Annotated in this window: 21 protein-coding genes; 14 read left to right on the forward strand and 7 right to left on the reverse strand. The window is 56.2% G+C overall.

Annotated elements, in window-relative coordinates; translation table 11 throughout:
• Nucleotides 1–227: 227 nt before the first annotated feature.
• The 3 genes from VL197_10780 to VL197_10790 form a co-directional block, all read right to left on the reverse strand.
• Nucleotides 228–863, reverse strand: a complete 636-nt coding sequence (locus VL197_10780) for a DUF2238 domain-containing protein (GenBank protein ID HUJ18461.1) — start codon at nucleotides 861–863, stop codon at nucleotides 228–230.
• An 85-nt stretch (nucleotides 864–948) separates the two neighbouring features.
• Nucleotides 949–1,356, reverse strand: a complete 408-nt coding sequence (locus VL197_10785) for a MaoC family dehydratase (protein ID HUJ18462.1) — start codon at nucleotides 1,354–1,356, stop codon at nucleotides 949–951.
• A gap of 95 nt (nucleotides 1,357–1,451) precedes the next feature.
• Nucleotides 1,452–2,273 (reverse strand): prohibitin family protein, encoded by an 822-nt coding sequence (locus VL197_10790; protein HUJ18463.1) that lies wholly within the window; start codon nucleotides 2,271–2,273, stop codon nucleotides 1,452–1,454.
• 429 nt (nucleotides 2,274–2,702) lie between these two features.
• Here VL197_10790 and VL197_10795 point away from each other — a divergent pair, with 429 nt between their 5' ends.
• The gene (locus tag VL197_10795) at nucleotides 2,703–3,542 is read left to right on the forward strand and encodes an NADPH-dependent F420 reductase (GenBank protein HUJ18464.1); all 840 of its coding nucleotides are present in this window, start codon (nucleotides 2,703–2,705) and stop codon (nucleotides 3,540–3,542) included.
• An 89-nt stretch (nucleotides 3,543–3,631) separates the two neighbouring features.
• The gene (locus tag VL197_10800) at nucleotides 3,632–3,835 is read left to right on the forward strand and encodes a hypothetical protein (GenBank protein HUJ18465.1); all 204 of its coding nucleotides are present in this window, start codon (nucleotides 3,632–3,634) and stop codon (nucleotides 3,833–3,835) included.
• Nucleotides 3,836–4,018: 183 nt separating this feature from the next.
• Here the strand turns inward: VL197_10800 and VL197_10805 are convergent, their stop codons facing one another.
• The gene (locus VL197_10805) at nucleotides 4,019–4,840 is read right to left on the reverse strand and encodes a C1 family peptidase (GenBank protein ID HUJ18466.1); all 822 of its coding nucleotides are present in this window, start codon (nucleotides 4,838–4,840) and stop codon (nucleotides 4,019–4,021) included.
• A gap of 159 nt (nucleotides 4,841–4,999) precedes the next feature.
• Nucleotides 5,000–5,362, reverse strand: coding sequence for a hypothetical protein (locus tag VL197_10810; GenBank protein HUJ18467.1), 363 nt, complete (start codon nucleotides 5,360–5,362; stop codon nucleotides 5,000–5,002).
• A gap of 289 nt (nucleotides 5,363–5,651) precedes the next feature.
• On the opposite strand from VL197_10810, the gene VL197_10815 reads away from it, so the two are divergent.
• The 9 genes from VL197_10815 to VL197_10855 all read left to right on the forward strand — a co-directional run bounded on the left by VL197_10815 (nucleotide 5,652) and on the right by VL197_10855 (nucleotide 17,145).
• Nucleotides 5,652–6,227 carry a hypothetical protein gene (locus VL197_10815; GenBank protein HUJ18468.1) on the forward strand — a complete coding sequence of 192 codons (576 nt, stop codon included), beginning with the start codon at nucleotides 5,652–5,654 and terminating at the stop codon, nucleotides 6,225–6,227.
• A 377-nt stretch (nucleotides 6,228–6,604) separates the two neighbouring features.
• Nucleotides 6,605–8,509, forward strand: a complete 1,905-nt coding sequence (locus VL197_10820; GenBank protein ID HUJ18469.1) for an AsmA family protein — start codon at nucleotides 6,605–6,607, stop codon at nucleotides 8,507–8,509.
• Between the two features lie 378 nt (nucleotides 8,510–8,887).
• Nucleotides 8,888–10,687 (forward strand): DUF4388 domain-containing protein, encoded by a 1,800-nt coding sequence (locus VL197_10825; GenBank protein HUJ18470.1) that lies wholly within the window; start codon nucleotides 8,888–8,890, stop codon nucleotides 10,685–10,687.
• Between the two features lie 282 nt (nucleotides 10,688–10,969).
• Nucleotides 10,970–12,037, forward strand: coding sequence for a PilT/PilU family type 4a pilus ATPase (locus VL197_10830; protein HUJ18471.1), 1,068 nt, complete (start codon nucleotides 10,970–10,972; stop codon nucleotides 12,035–12,037).
• Nucleotides 12,038–12,209: 172 nt separating this feature from the next.
• Entirely contained in the window at nucleotides 12,210–13,070 is an 861-nt protein-coding gene (locus tag VL197_10835) for a phosphate/phosphite/phosphonate ABC transporter substrate-binding protein (protein HUJ18472.1), read from the forward strand.
• Nucleotides 13,071–13,073: 3 nt separating this feature from the next.
• Nucleotides 13,074–14,435 (forward strand): diguanylate cyclase, encoded by a 1,362-nt coding sequence (locus VL197_10840; protein ID HUJ18473.1) that lies wholly within the window; start codon nucleotides 13,074–13,076, stop codon nucleotides 14,433–14,435.
• A 193-nt stretch (nucleotides 14,436–14,628) separates the two neighbouring features.
• On the forward strand, nucleotides 14,629–15,789 hold the full coding sequence (locus tag VL197_10845) for an SPFH domain-containing protein (protein ID HUJ18474.1): 1,161 nt from the start codon (nucleotides 14,629–14,631) through the stop codon (nucleotides 15,787–15,789).
• The gene (locus VL197_10850) at nucleotides 15,773–17,014 is read left to right on the forward strand and encodes a hypothetical protein (GenBank protein HUJ18475.1); all 1,242 of its coding nucleotides are present in this window, start codon (nucleotides 15,773–15,775) and stop codon (nucleotides 17,012–17,014) included. The genes VL197_10845 and VL197_10850 overlap by 17 nt, the downstream gene beginning before the upstream one ends.
• Nucleotides 17,011–17,145 carry a hypothetical protein gene (locus VL197_10855; GenBank protein ID HUJ18476.1) on the forward strand — a complete coding sequence of 45 codons (135 nt, stop codon included), beginning with the start codon at nucleotides 17,011–17,013 and terminating at the stop codon, nucleotides 17,143–17,145. Before VL197_10850 ends, VL197_10855 begins: the two co-directional genes overlap by 4 nt.
• 6 nt (nucleotides 17,146–17,151) lie before the next feature.
• On the opposite strand, the gene VL197_10860 is transcribed toward VL197_10855, so the two are convergent.
• A complete protein-coding gene (locus VL197_10860; protein ID HUJ18477.1) occupies nucleotides 17,152–17,400 on the reverse strand; it encodes a hypothetical protein in 249 nt (82 codons plus the stop codon).
• A 332-nt stretch (nucleotides 17,401–17,732) separates the two neighbouring features.
• On the opposite strand from VL197_10860, the gene VL197_10865 reads away from it, so the two are divergent.
• The 3 genes from VL197_10865 to VL197_10875 all read left to right on the forward strand — a co-directional run bounded on the left by VL197_10865 (nucleotide 17,733) and on the right by VL197_10875 (nucleotide 19,708).
• A complete protein-coding gene (locus VL197_10865; GenBank protein HUJ18478.1) occupies nucleotides 17,733–18,254 on the forward strand; it encodes a hypothetical protein in 522 nt (173 codons plus the stop codon).
• A 371-nt stretch (nucleotides 18,255–18,625) separates the two neighbouring features.
• On the forward strand, nucleotides 18,626–19,177 hold the full coding sequence (locus VL197_10870; protein HUJ18479.1) for a DUF1579 domain-containing protein: 552 nt from the start codon (nucleotides 18,626–18,628) through the stop codon (nucleotides 19,175–19,177).
• 318 nt (nucleotides 19,178–19,495) lie between these two features.
• On the forward strand, nucleotides 19,496–19,708 hold the full coding sequence (locus VL197_10875; GenBank protein HUJ18480.1) for a hypothetical protein: 213 nt from the start codon (nucleotides 19,496–19,498) through the stop codon (nucleotides 19,706–19,708).
• A 320-nt stretch (nucleotides 19,709–20,028) separates the two neighbouring features.
• Here the strand turns inward: VL197_10875 and VL197_10880 are convergent.
• A partial coding sequence (locus VL197_10880; protein HUJ18481.1) for an epimerase occupies nucleotides 20,029–20,608 on the reverse strand: 580 nt, incomplete at its 5' end.

The raw sequence follows: 20,608 nt of genomic DNA on the forward strand, positions 1-20,608 counted from the left end.
GAAACGCGGAAGGCACATCCTGGGGAAAACTGCCCACGGCGGTACACTTACTTCAAAAAGTTCAGAGCGAGCTTTTCTTCACACCCTTAACGGCTTTTACAAGTCTATCCGACTGCATCTTCTCCGCGCTTTCCGCCTTCACCCGACGCTTGCGAACGGTCGGGTGAGCATAACGTACGGCTCCTTGCCTCCCCGATGCTCTTCAAGGCTCCTCTGTTAAAACCCGATTACATCTGCGCATCCTTCGGCCCGGCATTCCGGAGGCGTTCGATCTGCCGGTCCTGTTCCCTCGACAGGCCTGCCATGGCGACAACAGCCCCGATAAAGCACGTGAACATGTCCCATTGCGTGTCCCAGGGGTCTCCCTGGGTGCCCAGGAAGTCGTCTGCTTTCTGGCCGAGTACCACGGCGGCAGCCCATTCGATCAGTTCGTACCAGGCGCTGATCGCCATGGCAACACAGATCGAGAGGAACAAGGCCATGCGTCGGCTTGAAACATAGGGCTTACGGAGCAGGATTTCCCGCGCCACGAGGGCGGGCACGAGTCCTTGAAAGAAGTGGCCGATCCGGTCATAGTTGTTACGGCCGAACTGGAACAGGTCCTGGAGCCAGAACCCGAGGGGAACGCGTGCGTAGGAGTAGGCGCCGCCCGTGATCAGGATGATCGCGTGCAGAAAGATAAGATAGTAAAGGAGCGGCGTCAGGGGAAACCGGCGATAGGTCAGGACGAGGACGGGCAGAGCGATCAGCACGGGCGTCACTTCCATGAGCCAGGTGGCCCGATCGTAGGGGCTGACGGCTGTGGCAATGAGAACGCCGCCGAGGATAAAGAGTAACATGATCAGGATTCGTTCGCGAGACATTGTTGATAGTTCCTTTCAGCAGAAGCTGCGCGTCGACGCAATCTTTTAGATATGACCCTGTGCGGTCCCGGCTCGATCGCCTTTTTCAAGCCTTCGGCGAGAAAGTATAACACCACGCCTCGCCTTCGAGGACCGTTTCCCCATCCTGCCGCACGACTTTGATTCTGAGTTGGGTGACCGGCTTGCCGGGATGCACGCTGACGACCTCGGCCTCAGCGGTGATCATGTCTCCGATAAAAACCGGTGCGGTAAACTTCCAGTTCTGGCTCAGAAATACCGTTCCCGGTCCGGGCAAATCGTTGGCTACCAGCGCATGCAAAAGACCCGTTGTCAGGCCGCCCTGAACAACAGGCCGGCGGAACTTGGTTCCTGCAGCAAAAGATTCATCGAAATGAAGGGGGTTGAAATCACCGGTCAGCTCGGCATACCTCCTGACATGTTCGGCCGTGAGAGCGATGCTGCGGTTTGCTTTTTGTCCGACATATATATTCATAAAGGGTCTACTGCTTATTCCCGGTCCAAGTCCCTGGAGCCCACCGGACCTGTTGTTGCAAGTAGGCGCGATACTCTTCCCTGGCCGGCAACTTGTCAATTTTTACTTTTTGTCAGATCAATAAAGGGCACCGCAGAGCCGGGCACCATCTGTGTGGGAAGACGTCCATCCCATTTTTCAATCGCTTTGAGCTGCACATAATCCTTGCCCCCCTGCGAAGTAACGGCCTTTGCCTGAATGGAGATCGCGGTGGCGTCCGCGGTGGCCGTGGTCACTTTTTGTTCCGCCAAAAACTTCACTTTGGCTAAATTATTCTTTTCCATGAGGGCTTCCTGCTCCGCCGTCACTTTTTGCTCGATAGCGTGATTGAATTCCTTGGAAAATTCAAAGTTGGTTATGAACACGTTGTCCACGATCACGTTGTTCACCGACAGCGCGGCGGTCAGCGACCTCTTGAACTCCTCCTTGACCGATTCCCGCTTGGAAATAAGCTCCTCCGCGGTAAACATCGCGGTTGATTTTTTCAAATATTCCTGTATGGCCGGAGCAATGATACGTCCGCCTACGTCGTCCCCGAGCGTTTGAAATATTTTATTTACTTTCAGGGCGTCCAGATGGTAGTTCAAGGCAACTCGTGCAGCGACCATTTGCAGATCCTTTGATGACGCCTCCGACGATACTTCGACCTTCTGTATTTGAACATCCATTTTTTTCACCGTCTGCGTAATCGGCATAACGAAGTGAACACCCTCACCAAGGATCGTGTCCTGCACGGCGCCGAGTTGAATTACAACGCCGCGCTGTCCAGGGTGTACGATCACGAGCGGGTTAAGGGACATAAATGCGACAAGCGCAATCACCGCAAGCGCCACCATGACAATTGCCTTGACTTTACTCTCCATGGCTTTATTCTCCATCGCTTTTCTCCTTCTTTTTCGGGAATAGATAGCTTATGAGTATTTTATAAAACAACACGACCGCCCCTATCACGATTGATAAGAGTAAAACTTCAAACAGAATTCTCATTATTACACCCCCCTTGACGGCATGTTACCTTTTTTCATATCCGTTTCTCTCATCCTACAGCCCCGCAGGAACTTTGGGAGGGACGTTGCTACCCTACGTTGCGCTCCCCCTTTTCCATCCAAGGACACCGGAAGGCTGTCGACCCGTTCACGCGCTATGTCTTCGAGGCCTTGCGCCATGCTTCGTCTTTTCACCTTAATGCAGTTCGTAATGCTTTTATCCTATTAGCTCAAAAAGCTTATTATAATTGGCTCGAAATATCAAGGCGAAAGATATTCCTTTAAAGACGGGTTTAGTTTCGTTCGATCAGATATATGTATATGTTCATCGGGCTGCAACGTCCCGAATATGTTTCGGCTCCCTGCCAATACAAAAAAGTTGAAAAGGAAGCCGGTGCTATAATTATCGTAGACGTGTTTTTTCCCGCTCCAATGTTCAGCGGCGAATCGCACGGACTGAAGAAAGGATCTCTAAAGGGAGATGAAGACATGAAGACAAATAAAATAAATAGAATCGGGATCGTCGGATCAGGTCATATCGGGGGAAATCTTGGGATTCTGCTCGCAAAGGCGGGATACGAGGTCCTTTATAGTTCGAGACATCCTGATACGCTCAAAGACCTTGTAAAGACCTCCGGGCCTAAAGCCTGCGCCGGGACCGTTGCCGAGGCGATCGCATTTGGAGATGTTATCGTGCTGTCGCTTCCGCTCAAGGCCATGCCGGAGCTTGACGCCAAGGCAAAGGAGGCCCTGAAGGGCAAGATCGTGATCGACACGTCGAATCCTTATCCTGAGAGAGACGGGAAGATCGCTGAAGAGGCTAGAAAAGACCCGGGCGGCATGGGCGTCTTCGTGGCCCGACTCCTGCCGGGGGCGCGAATAGTGAGGGCGTTCAATACTGTCTATTTTGAAGACCTCAAAAGAACAACGAACGAAGGCGGTGAAAAGATCGGGATCCCGATAGCCGGCGACGACCAGGAAGGATTGAAAGTGACCGGCGAGCTTGTGGAGCGTGCGGGTCTTGACCCTGTAGTCGTGGGAAGCTTGAGCACATCAAAATTGTTCGATGTCGGGACCGCCGTGTATGCAACGAGCGCCCCGGCAAGCGAGATCAGAAAAAAATTAAACTTGAAACCGGCCGGTTCAAGGCGTGCGGCTTAGTTCGACCGCGTATAGGCTTGTGATTGAATGGGGAAGTCCTTCAGAGACATACTAAGAGAGAAAATGGATTATTTGACAGGAGGTTGGCTATGGAGACACTTCCTCTGAAATGCGCGAAGGTCAATGCGGTCGGTTCATTCTGCGACTGCGTCGCCGGCGAGGAAACCGCGGGTCCCGCAGCAGAGGCATTCTGCAGCCGGGCGAAAACCGATAACAGCATCACCAGCGAGGATCTTGGCGAGCTGAAAATGGCGCTGATGGATCTGGAAGAAGGGGCATGCTGCGACTGCTAGGGAAGAGGGCAGGCCGGCATCAATAGTCTCATCTGCGATTCGTCCTGTTCGTTTGCGATTCGTCCTGTTCGTTCACGGTCTTCTCTCCGCGTGCGCCTGGTGTTCCCGTGTTTTGGCATCAGCAGGCTTCGGCTCCGCACAAGCTCACATCATTCACGATCATCGGGACTGCTCCAGCCCCGCCTACGAGGGGCCTGCAGACCGCTTCGCCATCAATCCGCCTCTCCGGATGGTCCAGAAATCATCGGACAGGTTCCTGTCCTTCAGGTACGCGTAGGGCATCGTAAAATAGCCTTTCATGCCCCAGCCCGCTCCCCAGGAATTGCGCACGATGAACCGTTTCTTGACATCATTGTACCCCACGGCGAGCACGGCGTGTCCGCCCGCGACGGTCTCGCCTTTTGCGGGCATGTTCACGACGCCCGTTCTGGCGACCTGTTGCGATTCGAAGCTGTCATACACGGTGAAGCCGAACACGAACGGAAACCCTTCGGCAAGACACGTCCGCATCTCATCGAGGGTCAGAATGCGGTGATAGGAGGTGATCGTGTGGGTCAAGGCTTCCTTATAGCAGCCGGCGACCGGTTTCACCTCAAACCTGGAGACCACATAGGGCCACGTTCTTTCGGAGCAGACGCCGTACTTCGCAAGGGTCTTGATGCCGTCTCGGATCATGGCGCCTGAATCCGAATGGACCGAGTGTTCGATGAGCCGCTCGTTGTAGTAGATGAACAGCCTGCTGAAATCGACGAAAGAGACCTTGTCCTTCCGCTCCAGGAACTCCAAAGCGCCCGCGAGCGCGTTCCCGGTGCAGCTGCCGAGGTCGCCCTGGTCTTCGACCTTTGAACACAGCGGCCGCAGGTCCACAGAGGAAGGGAGCTTCGCGGGCACTTTTCTCACAGCGCGGAACAGGTAATCACGCTGATCGGGCAAATCCGGCACCCACCCGTAACCGCTTTTCCTCGCCTTGTTTATTCTCTTGCCCGCCTTATTCTTTAGAGGCATAGACGTCCTCCTTAAAAGGTTATTGCTGCATGGAGCGGCCGCTTACCCGCATTCTGCCCGCCAGCGGGCTGCCTGGAAACTCAACGCGCACGATCGCGGCACGTGCAACAGCATTGGACCGGTTCCGGCTCCTCACGACATGTCCTCGAGCCGTTGAGATCATTTCTCCTTTTTCGTTGACCCGGGGCATTCCTGCGGTTCCTTTTTCGTCAGGTCGTAGCACTCATACTTGAACCCCATGGGCCAGGCGATGATGGCGTAAATGGGCGGCCAGAATATCGACACGACCCTGAACTTGGCCGGCAGTTTTCCCGACTTGACGACCTTGCCCTTTTTCAGGAGCTGGTAGTCTATCCCGGCCGCCGCTTTCCAGGGGAACGGAGTCGTGGTGACCATACCCGCCTTGAATTCGGCTTCCCGGTCCATGACCTTCATCTCCGTACCCTGAGGAAGTTTGAACGTAGCCACCGACGTACAGCCGATAAGACAGAGGATAAGACACAACACAAGAAGCTTGGACATGGCTTTCATACTGACCTCCTTCAAGAGGATAAAGAATACGAATTAAGTATACACGAATACGGGCGAGCCAGGAGTTCCATGAAAGAAATATTGCGACACCATACAACGAAGATTTTTTTCGAACTGCAGGGTAGGAACATTGTCGTATTCGCTCGCTTGCACTTACTCCTACATGAAGGCCGAGTCGTCCGCTGCTTCTCAATTTTATTCTCTCATTCAACCAGCCGGATATATGATAGACTAATCAATAATTGTTTCTCCGCCTTCGTTATCATAGGTGAGGAGTCATATGGATATGAAGATTTTGGAACGGTTGGACAAGCAACCAAGAAGATACCATTTGGCCATAAGCATCCTTTTTACTCTGGCGATAGGAATCCTGGATTATTGGGCGGGTTTCGAATATCGCGTGAAAATATTTTATCTCATGCCGATTTCCTATGCTACCTGGTTTATCGGCAAAAGAACCGGCATGGTATTCTCGACTTGGCCTGTTATGACGACGCTGTATTCGGGAATGATATCCGGGATAAAATACGGTAATTCCCCGATCGAGATTTGGAATATGGCTATGTACCTCGCTTTTTTTATCATCGTGACATTGCTGCTTTCCAAATTGCGGATCACTATGCAGCAGCGAGCAGGCCTCATTACGAAGCTGCAAAATGCTTTAAACGCGGTTAAGGAACTGAGCGGCATACTGCCCATTTGCGCCAATTGCAAGAAAATACGCGATGAAGAAGGATATTGGCATGATGTTGATGTATACATCAGCAGACACACGAAAGCGGAATTCACCCACGGTATGTGCGCGGAATGCGCAAACAAGCTCTATCCTTCCTTATTTGACAAAATAGAAAAATGAGTTTGTCGCTGAATTTTTTTCGCTGACCCTCAGCCTTTTTTATGGGAACACGCCCCATGCGCGCGTGATCAGGGCGGAGGACCCGGATCAATGGCCCGGGATGCGCAATCTCTGCCCCTTATGGCTCGTAACGATTGTCCGCTCATGAATAGCTGCTGATTCACTTCTGACCTTACTCCCCCCGGAGATTCCCCGAGCATCACAAGCGGGATTACTCGCTGCGCTCGAAATGCAGCGAGGGGCCTTTCTATTTGCTTCCATCACGTGTTATAATCATGCACGAACAGGGTATCTTGCCTGGTAAGACGACCATGGTGAACCCCGGTCGTGCGACCTGCATGCCCGGGATCACGTGATACAAGGAGCTGGAAAAAATCATGGCCCGACGGAGAAAGTGGCTTCTCGGAACAGGCGTAGCCCTGTTGCTGCTGGTCGTGATCGTGAGTGCGTTTGACTGGAATGTGGCTCGTCCGTATATAGCGCGCCAGGTCACCCGTTCGACGGGCAGAGGCTTCGAGATCAAGGGTGATCTGGAGGTGCATCTTTCGCTCTGGCCGCGCATCATCGCCAACGACATCGTGATGGGCAACGCCGCATGGAGTAACGATCCGGCCATGGCGCGGATCAAGCGAGCCGACTTCACGATCAGCATACCGAAGCTCATGATCGGCCGCCTGTCATTTCCTGAAATATCCTTGTCCGACTTTCATCTGGCGCTCGACGTGAACAAGGACGGTACGCCGAACTGGGTATTCGGCAAGGCCGGCAAGAACAGGGAATTCCCTCACATAGGTTCGCTCTCCATCGACAACGGGACCCTCACGTTCCGCGACCCATCGATCAACACCGACCTGTCGTTCGTGATCAACACATTGGCCGCCAAGGGCGAGAAGGATACCATTGTCGAGGCCGTTGGGAAAGGCACCTTCAGGGGAATGGACGCCAAACTCCAGCTCCGCGGCGGAGCGCTGCTTTCGCTGCGCCGAGCCGATCGGCCCTACCCGATCAAGGCGACCTTGATCGTGGGTAAGACCAGGGCCAGTATCAACGGAACACTGCTCGATCCCCTGAACCTGAAAAAAGAAAAGGTGAACTTCGTTCTCGAAGGAAGCGATCTTGCGCAGCTGTATCCGATCACCGGCGTACCCTTCCCGCCGACACCTGCGTACAAGTTATCAGGGTACCTGACCCATACCGGCAATATCTGGACATTCGAGCGCATCGAGGGGAAAGTGGGAAAGAGCGATCTGAACGGAGATCTGTCGGTGGACAATAGCAAACTCCCCCAGCTGATCACCGGCAACCTGGAATCGCGCAGCCTGGACTTGAAGGACTTGGGCGGCTTCATCGGCGCAAGCCCGGGGAAAAAACGGCGCGACAGGGTGCTGCCGACCAAGCCCTTCAACCTCGAAAAGATCCGCGCTGCGGATGTCGATGTCCTTTTCAAGGGCGAGGAGATCATTAACGAGGACCTGCCGATCGAAAAGATGGATGCCCATCTCATCATAACGGACGGGACGCTCGAACTTGCGCCTCTGAACTTCGAAACCGCCGGCGGCCATCTGGTCACGGCGATCACGATGGACGGGCGCAAGTCACCCATCATCACTCGTGCCGACATCACGGCGAAAGGCCTGCACCTGGCCGAACTGTTCCCGACCTCGAAGCTGACCGCCTCCAACCGGGGCATCATCGGCGGTCGCACAAAGCTCGACGCCGCCGGAGACTCGATCTCGCAAATGATGGGAACGGCGAACGGCGAGGCGGCGCTGATCATGGACGGCGGCAGCATCAGCGAGATGCTGCTCAGGTTATCCAACCTCGACTTCGCCAACTCGTTCCTGGTGCTGCTGGGCGGCGACAAGAATGTCCCGATACGATGCATGGTCGCGAACTTTAAGGCCGTCGGGGGGGATTTCAAGGTCCAGGACCTGGTGCTCGAGACGCCCAAGGTTAATATTACGGGAGACGGCGATGTGAACTTTGCCGATGAGTCGCTGCACTTGAGATTGGTATCGCGGTCGAAGGGGTTCAGCCTGGTATCGCTGCGGGGCCCGATCCTTGTCACCGGCACGCTCCTGAAGCCGAAGTTTAAGCCGGACACGACCAGTGTGGCAACGCGTGTCGGCGCCTCGGTGGGACTGGCCGCGCTGACGACAGGCATAGCGGGGCTGATACCACTTCTCGATTTCGGCGACAAAAAGGACAGCAACTGCGCCGCCTTGATGGATCAAGCCAGGTCGGATGCGGGCATCAAACAGGGCGATATCGCGCCGCAGTGAACGAGTGAAGCTGACCCCGGGGCTCTCTCCTTTCGTCGGTAACTGCATTGGAATTTTCATCAGGTGTTTCATGACTTGCAATGAGATGAATCGGTCACATTCTCCCTGAACTGTTTCAGGATTGCTTCGCGTTATTGTTCCTTTCTTTCCCCGTGTTTCCCCGGTCTCCGTGTCGGCCGCTTGGAGCCGGGGGATTGCAGGTCGCCGGATTCCTGATCCTGTTCATTCTTAGATGTTTTGAGAAGGGCACTTGCTTCTCATCCCCTGTCATACTATAATATCCTCGCTGAGGCACCAAATGAGCGAAGTCCTCCGGACTTTACAAAAGGTGTGCTTTCTCGGCTGATCGTTTTGCACCCCTGAGGGACCATTACCGACATGGCATTTACCGGAGATTTAGAACATCTGCCAATAATAGACATCATCCAGTTGGTCCACACAACGCGGAAGTCGGGCATTTTTTCCGTAAAGGCGGACAAGGGGGAGAGCAAGATCGTCTTCAGCAGTGGATCGATTGTCGGTGCAAATCACATCAATAACAGGGTACGCATCGGGACCGTTCTGGTAAAGTCGGGCGCCATAACGATCGATGATCTCAAGCAGGCATTGGGCGTTGCGAACGATGTTGCCGGGGACCGCAAACCGCTTATGGCCACGTTAATGCAGATGGGCAAGCTGAAGCGGGAAGACGCTCTGCGGGGACTCAAAAAGCTTGTCGAGATGACCATCGTCGAGCTGATGAGCTGGACCAAGGGTACTTTTACGTTCGATACGGAGACATTCGTCTTCTCTCCGGAAGGCGGGGCTGCGCTCGACGACACGGAGCAGGATGTGGGAGTCGACGCCCAGATGGTCTTGATGGATGCGCTTCGTATCTTTGACGAGCGTGAGCGCGACCGTGCGAAGGGGAAAGAGGTCCCGTCCTTTGAGGCGCTCTATGCCGATGTCCTTCCAACGGAAGGCGCCGGGGGAACCAAAAGAGAGCGCCCGACCATTACCGCGGATGATCTCGGGCTTGCCGATATCGACCGGCTGGAAAAGAGGATACCCCGGCCCGTTTCTGAAATGGCAATCTTCGACCCCGTCGAGATCCATCGCCAGAACATAAAGGAAATGCTCGCGGGTTTTTCCTTCGAAGAGCAGGAGGCATTTGTTTCTTTTCTGAGGAAATCCCTGGGTCATAAGGCGCCGCCCGACGCCGCGGCGCAGCAGGCGGGCAAGGCTGTCGTCATGTTCAGCAGTGACCAGCTGATCAGGCATTCGGTTCTGACCATCTGTAAAGAGGATGGAATGCCCGTATTTGCAACGGACGACGAAGCTGATCTCGAGCGGATTATATCGCAGTGTCTCTCTGCCATGAGAACGCCGGTGGTCGTTTTTGACAGTCCCGCGGGACCCGAAGTCGGGCTTCCCGAGGAAAAGATCGTTGACCTGCGGAGCCGGGTGAGGGGCAGGCACCCTTCGGTTCCTCTCCTGCAACTCGCCTCTCCCCGGGAGAGCAACTTCATCCTTCAATCATACAATGACGGCGTCTGGGCCGTTTTTCCGAAACCGCTCAAAGAGGTCCGGAGAGAAACGTACGTCGCGGATACAATAAAGTTTCTTACTACCTTCAAGTCGTACATCAAAGGTTTTCAGTACCGGCCCGATACCACCGACAGGTACGTGAAGGAGCTGAAAAAGGACATCAAATCACTTCGCGAGATCGCCACCCCTTCCGATGCGGCGATGGTGATGCTCGCAGCTGTTGCGGAAATGTTCGAGCGTTCGGTCACGTTTCTTGTCCGTCCTGCAGAACTGATCGGCGAAAGGGCCGTAGGAGTGAGCTCCGAAAAAAGCGCGGGACCGACTCCGGCGGACAGGCTGAAGATTCCGCTCTCAAAACCCTCAGTTTTCCGGGAGGCGCTCGAAAAAGGGCTGGCGTATTACGGCGAAAGCGGCGATGAAGCGCTCAAGGGACTCTTTCAGGAAATAGGCAAACCCCTGAGTCCGGTTGTTGTCCTGCTGCCCCTGATAAGCGATCGAAAGGTCGTAGCGGTCGTGTACGGGGATTTCGGCAAGAAAGAGGCATCCCCGGTTCAGCTCGATATACTCGAGATCCTTGCCCAGCAGGTCGGCATCTCACTGGAATATGCGCTATTCCGCAGACAGATGACGAAAGCGGCGCAAAAAACATAGAGGCAAGAGCAAATCACGGTCTTTGACACTGAGGACGCGGAGAGAGGCTATGAGAAAGGCGTATAACGCAGTTCTTTCAGGAGAAATGGGGAGATTGGGAGAAACGGGGAATGAATCTGACACGTGATCTTCTCCCCCTTTCGCCTTAACCTTCTCTCCTTCCCCTTGTGGAGGGTTGCTTTTCTTTGCGTCTTTGCGGCTTGGCACGAAAATATTCCAGCCGTTTTGAGAAGAATTTCATTCGCAACTGACTCAGAGTGAACGCGGAGGGACAACACCGTCATGGACAATGCAATCCTGAATCAGATCCTGAACATTGCCTTCGAAAAAAAGGTTTCGGACATCCATTTTGAGGTCGACAACCCCCCGATGTTCCGGGCGCGGGGCCATCTCATCCGCGCCAAGCTCGGGAACCTGACGAAACAGGATACCGAGTTCGTCGCAAAGACGGTCATGGAGCAGCACAGCCGCAAGCTGCCCGAAGACCTGAAGGAGTTCGATACATCCTACACCCTGGCGAACGTCGGCCGTTTCCGCGTGAGCATCTTCCGGCAGCGCGGCAACCTCGGCGTCGTCATGCGGGTCATACCCCATCAGATAAGCACCTTCGAGGAGCTGAATCTTCCCCCGGTCCTCGGCAGGATCACGCAGGTCCCGAACGGCCTGATACTCGTCACCGGACCGACCGGCAACGGCAAATCAACGACGCTCGCGTCGATGATGAAGTATATCAATGATCAGTTCGATTACAATATCATTACCGTCGAGGACCCGATCGAGTTCCTGTTCACCTCGAGCAAGAGCTGTGTCATTCAGCGGGAAGTGGGCATCGATACGGACAGTTTCAGCGTCGCGCTCCGGTCCGCGATGCGCATGAATCCCGACGTCATCATGGTCGGAGAAATGCGCGATCTCGAGACCATAGACGCCTGTGTCAAGGCCGCGGAAACGGGGCATCTGGTATTGTCCACGCTGCATACCCATAATACGGCCTCGACCATCAACCGGATCGTCGGTTATTTCCCGCCCGACGCGCAGGAGAATACCCGGCAGAGGCTTGCAGAGAGTCTCACCGCCGTCATATCCATGAGGCTCATACGGGGAAAGAGCGGCGAGACCGTTCTGCCGGTCCTCGAAGTGATGTATGCAACGCCCACCATCAAGGCCTGCATCCGGGACAATAAGCTCGATGAGATCGAGCAGTACATCGAAAAGGGGCGCGACGAGTACGGCATGCAGACGTTGGACCAGCATCTCATTCAGCTCTGCAGGGACGAGCTCATAACGCTCGATGAGGCAAAGCGCGTCTCCCGCTCAAAAGACCTCGAGCGAAAACTGATGTACAGTTAGGACACGAGACAGAGACGCAAGTATGACCTCAGAGCAGGGCGACAACCTCTCGCCCCGTACCCCGATCGCCTTTTGGGTCGCCGCGTCTGTTCCAGAACTTCCGCAAAAGACAAGAGGAGATATTCGGCCCGCAAATATGGCACTTATGAGGAGCATGCTTCTTGGAGCCTTGATGGCATTCGTCGCCTGCGCCTGCGGTTCCGGGGCTTCGGCAGAAGATGCGGGAAGGGAATTCAGGGTCGGGCTCATCGGCGCGGACCCGGGACAGATCTTGCAGGATTTCGATCCCTTCGTGGAATATTTGAGGAGCAGGCTCAGGGGTTCCGGGGTCCGGGACGTAACCGTCTTCGTCGCAAAAGACGTGGACCAGATGCACACCCGGGTAAAAGAAGGAAAACTGGATTTCATTCTCGCCTCCGCTTTCCCGATCGTTGAAATGGAGCGCGATGGGCTCGTGCCCACGGTCCTCGCCGTACAAGGAACGGACCGTGCATACCCCGCGGTATTTTTCGTACGAAGACAGAGCTCCCTGCGGGGCCTGGGCGATCTGCGGGGAAAGACCCTTGTTTTCGGAACACCCTCGTCCACGGCAGGGTACGCCATGGCAAAAGCCGTGCTGATCATGAACGATGTATCCGTGAGCGAAACCACGGCCGAACTCGCGCCCGACGGCGCGGTTCGCTGCGAGTTTGCCGGCGAGGCGATCAACCAGGCTTTCCGGGTCATCCGGGACCGGGCGGACGCCGGCGTTTTCAGCAGCAGCGACTGGTCAGAGCTTTCCCGGAAGGAACGGTCCCAATTGCGGATCATTCACCGCACAGCGCCGGTCATCAACCTGCTCGGCTCTTTTCACCCGTCTTTTCCTCCGGCCCTCAGGGAAGTCGTTGAGAATACGCTGGTCGACATGTCCGGGAACGGGAAGGGACGGGTTGCATTGGCCAGGGCGCTCCATATGACAAAATTTGAACGGCTGACGGAGGAGGACGGATACTCCCTTCTTCGTTTTAAGCGGCTGTTGTTTGCCACGGACTGACGCATGAGGATCAACATCAGCAAGAAATACGCCCTCTTCTTCGGTATCAGCAGCGTCGCGATCATGCTGATCCTGGTCGCATCCTTCGCCTTTATCATGGTCAAAAAGGGAGCGAAGCTCAGGAAGAACATCAAGGTCAATGACGCCATCTTTTACCGGGAGAGCCAGGGGAAAACGCTCTTCAATATCGCCCAGTACCTGGGACAGCATCTTTTTGTTCCGCTGTATCAGAGCGATATCGGCGCCGTCAACCGCCTGATCAACGACATGAAGCTCGGATTGCCGTTCACCTCGTTCGTCGTGGCCGACGCAAAAGGCATGATCCTGACCGACGGGTCCCGGCGGAATGACGCATTTGGAACAAAGCTTGACGTGGACCTTGCGCGGCTGAAGCAGCAACAGATCATCGTGGAGAATACCGAACAGGGGGAGCGCATTTCTTTCACGATTCAATCAAAAAATCACTTCGCCGGATACGGCCAGATCATTTATTCGAAAGCACCCCTGACATCGGCGATCGGGAAACTCCACGCGATGCTCGATTCGGAATGGATGGACTTCCGGACGGTGTTCCTGCGGATCAGCCTGATCGGCATCGGGGCGTCGCTGGCGATTGCGGCGCTGCTGAGCTTTCTGTTTTCCGGCACCATCTCCCGTCCGCTCGTGCTTCTGAAGCACGCCGCAAACCGCGTCGCGCAAGGCGACCTTGATTGCCGCGTTGAGATCGATACCCATGACGAGATAGGTGAACTGGCGGCGACCTTCAACCGGATGGTCGCGGACATGAAACGGTCGACCCAACAGCTCCAGGAGGTCAACCGGAAACTGCACGAAGTCTCCATCACGGACGGCCTCACGGGCCTGTGCAATTACGCGCACTTCATGGACGAGCTGATAAAGGAGGAGGCCCGGGCCCAGCGGAGCAATTCGAACTTCGGCGTCATCCTCTTCGATCTCGACCTGTTCAAGGCGGTGAACGATACCTACGGCCATGAAAAGGGGAACATCCTGCTCAGGGCGGTGTCCGACATCCTGAAGGCGAATGCGCGGCGGATGGATACCGTGGCGCGCTACGGCGGCGAGGAGTTCGCCATGCTCATGCCGGACAGCAAAGGCGCGGAGCGGGAGGTGGCCGAGCGCATACGGAAAAAGATCGAAGGCACGGAGTTCACGGGCATCGCAGACACCCCCGTCAGGATCACGATCAGCGGGGGCGTCTGCACCTATCCCCGGGACGCACAGAGCGTGAGCGAGCTGCTCGACAGGGCCGACAAGGGATTGTATATGGCGAAGACCGGCGGCAGGAACAAGACGTGCTATTACGAGCCGGCCGGGGCCTCGCAGGGGAGGGCGGGAAGCACCTAGACAGGGGAACCTGGCGGCGATAACTCAATCGTTCCGCCGGACCGCACACCCTGCAGTCAGGTCTCACCCCTTAATACATCCCGTTCAGGCCCGGGAAATAGGCTGAATAAGGAACGCAACCTTGGTAACGACGTCCTCTCCTGTTCATGGTCGGAGAAGATCCGCATTTCTTAAGCATTGAAAGGAGCCACCCTTGGGCGACAACAACCTTTTCTTTCTCGAATTTATCGAATGGTTCGACGAAACGGGCAAAGAGATCGTACACCGGATTCCTGAACGGGGCTCGGGTGAAATCAAGTGGGGCGCACAGCTTATCGTGCGTGAATACCAGGCTGCGGTATTCTTCTACAAGGGCAAAGCCTTTGACGCAATAGGACCCGGCAAGCATACGCTGAAGACGGGCAATATCCCTGTTCTGAACAAAGTGCTGGCAATCCCGTGGGCCATGAACAACCCGCTCCGGACCGAGGTCTATTTCGTCAACATGAATCTCTTTACCGACCTCAAGTGGGGCACGCGCGACCCGGTGGCGTTCAAGGACTCTGAACTCGGTCTGGTGCGCCTCAGGGCTTTCGGCATCTTCAATATGCGGGTGCTTCAGCCCGTGCTCTTCGTGAACACCATTGTGGGAGCGCAGGGAGCATATTCAACCGCCGACATCGAAGAATACCTCGGCCGGGTGATCGTCTCGCGGCTGAATGACGTGCTGGGCGAAAAGGTGGATACCATGCTGAACCTGCCGAAGCTCTACGACGAGATGGCGGAGGAGCTCATGAAGCGGCTGGCAGCGGATTTCAACCGCCTGGGGCTCGGCCTGGCCCAGCTTTATATCAATTCCATTACCCCGCCCCAGGAAGTCCAGCAGGCCATCGACGACCGGTCAAAGCTGAGCGCGCTTAACGACATGAACGCGTTCCTGAAGCTGAAGGCCGCCGCGTCCCTCGAGAACGTGAGCAGGCAGCCGGGAGGCGGTACTGCGGCCGGCCCGGCAGGCAACATGGCATCGACCATGGGCGCGGGCATGGGGCTCGGCATGGGCTTCATGATGCCCTCGATGATCGCCGGACTTTTCAAGGACCCCGCAAAGCCGGAGCTTCTGAAGCAGGCCCTCGTCTGTCCGGAGTGCGGGAACCCGATCGCGGCAGATGCAAAGTTCTGCGCGGCCTGCGGTCATCAACTCATGGTCGTTCAGCAGTGCGGCGCGTGCGGAACGGACCTCCCGCCGACTGCGAAATTCTGTCTCCGGTGCGGGGCGGCCGTTGACCAGAAGCCCGCACCGCGGAAATGTCCGCACTGCGGGACCGAGAACCTGAAGGACGCCACCTACTGCAATCACTGTGGAGAAAAGCTCTGACAACGGCTTGCTGATCCGGCACGAATGCCCCCAGTGCGGCGCGCCGATCACCCTGCTCGAGGATGATCGCATGTTCTGCTGCGCCTACTGCAGGGTGAAATTGTTCCTGTCCGGCCGGGACTTCTTCAGATTCACCATCCCGCCCGCCGAAGACGTCCAGGGGGAGATATTCTATGTCCCCTACTGGAGGTTCAAGGGCCTGGCGTACACGGTTGTGCCCTTCGAGGTCTCGGGCAAATATATGGACCAGACGTCCCTGGCCTTCGGTTCAGGATCGTTCCCGGCCACTCTCGGGTTCCGCACCCAGGTCCTGACGCTGCGGTTCCTCTCGCCCGATGCAGCCGGCAGGTTTCTTCCCACCAACGTCCCGATAAGCGATGCGTTCACCCTCGTTGAAGGTCATGCCGGCGGCGACGCGAACATGCTCCACCATGCCTTTGTCGGCAGGACCGCCAGCATGATCTACGCGCCTGTTTATGATCGGGACGGGACGATCTATGATGCCGTGCTGAAAAGACCGTTGTCCGCGCGCACGCCGGCGATCGCGGAAGCGCTCAGGACGGCGGCAACGCGGGCCGACTGGAGCGTGGAATTCCTTTCCACGCTCTGTCCCGAATGCGGCTGGCAGCTGACCGGCGAAAACGAAAGCGCCATCTTCATCTGCGGCAACTGCGTTTCCGTCTGGGAAGTGTCCGGCGGGGCCCTCCGGAGGGTCGAATGCATCATCGCTCCCGGCGGGGATGAGGGGCTGTTCTACGCTCCCTTCTGGAGGATCTCGGTCGGCACGAAGGTAATCGATCTCCGCACATACGGCGATTTTGCGCGGGCCGTCAACCTGCCGAAGGCGATCAAACCGGAGTGGGAGCGGCAGGAGCTGTTTTTCTGGTTCCCCGCGTTCAAGACGAGCCCCGATTATTTTTTGCGGATCGCCACGCTCCTCACCATCGACCAGCCCCAAGTCGTGAATGACGAAAAACGCATCTGGACCGGCAGGCAGTCCTTCGCAGCCGTCTCCCTCCGGGCGCAGGAGGCCGCGAACGGACTCAAGGCTGCGCTGGCGAAAATCGCTCCGAAAAAACTCTACCCTGATCTGCCCGCTGCGGAACTGACGCTGAAGAACGCTCAGATCGTGCTGCTCCCTTTTCGGCAGACCGGCGCGGAGTTCGTGGAAGTCAACCTGAATTTCAGGATGCCGCGCAACGTGTTTATTACTAACAGAGCGTGAGCGAGCTGCTCGACAGGGCTGACAAGGGATTGTCTACGGTAAAGACCGGCGGCAGGAACAAGACGTGCTATTACGAGCCGGCCGGCGCCTCGCAGGGGCGGGCGGGAAGCACCCATGCAGGGGACCTCTGAACGTTCTTAGGGAGACAGATTGCCGATGACCTTGGCCGGGATGCTGAACCGTTTGCTGTACCACTCGCCATCGCCTCCGCCCCAATTGATGCCGTCCGCGCAGTGGACGTCATCGCCGAAGAATTCGAGGTAGGACCCGTCGGTGAAGACCAGGAAGAACCGCCGTTTCGACCCGTAGAGCATGTTCGCATCGCACACCACGGCCTTGATGGTTTTCCCCACGATCTCGCGCAGTGCCAGTTCCGGCATGGCCATAGACGCCTCCCCTTCACGCACCTTTCAGAGTCTTCGGGAACAGCAAGCCCTATTATATACCAATCGGAAAGAAAGTTCCACGCGGCCCGGGAAGGACAAGGAGCTCTTCATCCCCGGCGTTCCTTCATGGTTCCCTTCTGCTCCGCCTTTCTTGCGTGCCCAAGCAAGGCGTCCCTCTCTGTGCCCCCAACGCGATTATGAGGAGATATCAAGTTGAAACTTCAGCTTAGATTTATTCTTTTTTCCTTGCACCCGGCAGGGACTTGGGCTATACTCGGTTTAAACAGGACCCCATCGGTCCTCTATCAGCCGTGCCAAGGAGGGAGCATAGTATGGATACCAGCGCCGTCGCCTCATGGGAGTACAAGAACGATTTCTTCTCCATCACGATTCACGAGTCCGAACACCGCCCCGGGAGCTACATCTTCTCCAGCGGCATCAGCATGCCCAGGTTCGACCCCATCTGCTGGGGAAAGACCGGGATCTGCTCCAACCCGGCATTCAAGGGCCTTCAGCTGCTACGGGCCGATGTCTCCCACTTTGCCCTCCAGCGGGGGATCGTGACGAAGAACGCCGTCAGCCCCTGCGATTCGACAGGCGGACACGGCGACGGCTGGTATCAGGAGAATGCCCTCTTGATCGAGGACGCGTCTCCCGAGGCTGTCCGGGAGATCCTGGAGTTCAGCGCACGGGACCTTGTCCAGACGGTGCTGACTGCCTGCTATCCGGATGTCAAAGTACCGGCCGGATCCCTTGATCCCGAAGAAATGCAGCGCTTCCTCGAATCTTTGAACGTTCCCAATTACCGTGAATTGGCTCCGCCGCCGATCGCGAAACCGCAGGCTGCTGCCTGACAGGCAGGTAAACCGTAATTGTAAGCAAGAAGGCCCGGGGATTTCCGGGCCTTTATTATTGCATGGGAGAGACGTGCCGCTGATAGTCGGGACGCTGCCTGGTTATCGCCATTATGGGAACATATTCAGGCAGCCATGCATGACGCTAAAGAAACGCCGGCACGCTTAAAATCGAGAATAAGGAAAGTTCTCTTTTCACGGGCGTGTATTGGAAATGATTCAGGACGGTCCCCGCTGTGTTATTGAAGCGGCCGAATGTCAATTCTAAAGTATGACCTGCTGGAAACCCCAAACTTGACATCGGGAGAGAAACGCGCTTTCATTGAATTGTGAGAAGAGAGATCACAATGTTTTCGCAAAGGAGAACTGCCATGGCAAAGAAAGAGACCAAAATGGACATGCAGAAGATCATGGAGATATACAAGAAAGTGGGAACTCCGGGCGAACCCCATAAATTGCTGGCAAAACTCGAGGGAAGCTGGACAACCAGGAGCAGGGGGTGGATGGAGCCCGACAAGCCGCCGGTGGTATCGACCGGCACGTGCGAGCAGAAGCTGATCCTTGACGGCCATTACCTGCGGCAGGAGTATACCGGGGATATGATGGGACAACCTTTCACCGGCATCAATATCCTGGGATACAACAACCATACGAAGAAATATGAGTCGATCTGGATCGATTCGATGAGCACTGCCATCTACTTCTTCGAGGGGACTGCAAGCGCGGACGGCAGGACCATTACGCAGAAATGCAGCTACGACGACCCTGTCAGAGGCCCCAGCGTGTGGCGCAGTGTGACGAAGATCAAGGATGACAATACCCAGGAGTTTGAGATGTTCATTACTCCCAAGGGAGGCAAGGCAGAGAAGATGATGGAGATGACGGTCAGCCGGAAGGAAGCCATCGCCCGCAAGGCGGCATAGGGCCGGCTACTATGGGGGGACGCTGCAAGTAGAGCGAGGCAACGTCCCCCAAGCTGTCCCGATCGCTTTTTCAGGAAAAAGGCTCAAGTCAACATTATGGACTGACCCCGGAATTCCGGTAAGACCTCCCGCCTCAGGATCGCTTTGTGGTCGCCGCGTCTGTTTCATTTCCCGGCGTCTCTTCGCTGCGCAACAGGTGCAACAGATACACCGAAAGGATGCAGTCAAAGGGAGAGCTTGGGCCCTATAGGTTCACAACAACAGCCCCGCGACGTTATTGTCAACCGCAAGACCTTTCTCTATGAAGTTCCCCGTCAAATGGCATCAACCGAAGTCCGGACGGTCCACCCGTTCGCCGGGGCTCGTGAAGAGGATCTGCTCGATCAGATCCCGAACGTGATCCTCGACTGTTGTCGGCACAGCGTGTATGTCGCTGGGCTCGAACGCTACCCTTTGCGTGCCGCGGTTCATGCTCCCCTCGACAAACAGGTGAAGACACCGCACCGGCACATATTTCTACCGGCAATGTGAAGCTCTGCAGGCATGCGGCGATCGTACATCCGCTCCCGGCGGCTGCAAAGTACCCTATCCCGATCGGCACGCGCTGCTCGTTGTCCGGACGGCGGGAACCAGGTGTCGTCATGCAATGCCTCGGGAATGCGGCGTCGATGATACTCTTGCTGTTGGCAGTGATGATTGCCGGACCCTCGCAGGGCTCCATCCGCCGGAACAGGTAACTCGTTTCCCGGTTGGCGTAGCGGCCGCGGCCGTGCTGCGTCTCTCTTCCTGCCTTTGATCTGGTTGTTCAAACCCTTCGCGATCCTCAACCGCCGCGCGCGATCGTAAAAAATTTACTCCTGCCGGGCCAGCCTCGCGATGTCAGGCACGTCAAGCACGCGCTTGTCAGGACCGCGCTCGACGCAGTTGATCATGGCCAGGCCGATCTCTTTGAGGGTCAGGACGGCGTTCGGAAACAACCATTTCCCGAGAGGAAAGAGCGGATCGAGCACGCGATAGAACGCATGCGTGTTCTGCAGACCCTTTGTCGGGCGGATAAAGCCGGGACGGAACATATAGGCCGCGCGGAAGGGGAGCTGCATCAGGTCGTTCTCGGTCTTTCCTTTGATCCGCGCCCACATGACGCGTCCTTTTTCGCTGCTGTCCGTGCCCATGCCGGACACATAGCAGATCGTCATGTCCGGATCCAAGCGGGAGAGCGGGCGGGCCAGGGCCACCGTGAGGTCGTAGGTGAGGTGCCGGTACGTTTCTTCCGTCATGCCGAGGGAAGATACGCCCATGCAGAAGAACCCCGCGTTGTAGCCGGTCAGTTCCTTTTCAAGGCCGCTGAAATCGGAAAAGTCCTGATGCAGGACCTCTTTCAACTTGTCATGGCGCTTTCCGCAGGTCCGCCTGCTGATGGACAGGACGGAT

Source organism: Nitrospirota bacterium, assembly GCA_035516965.1.
In the GTDB taxonomy this organism is placed as follows: domain Bacteria; phylum Nitrospirota; class UBA9217; order UBA9217; family UBA9217; genus MHEA01.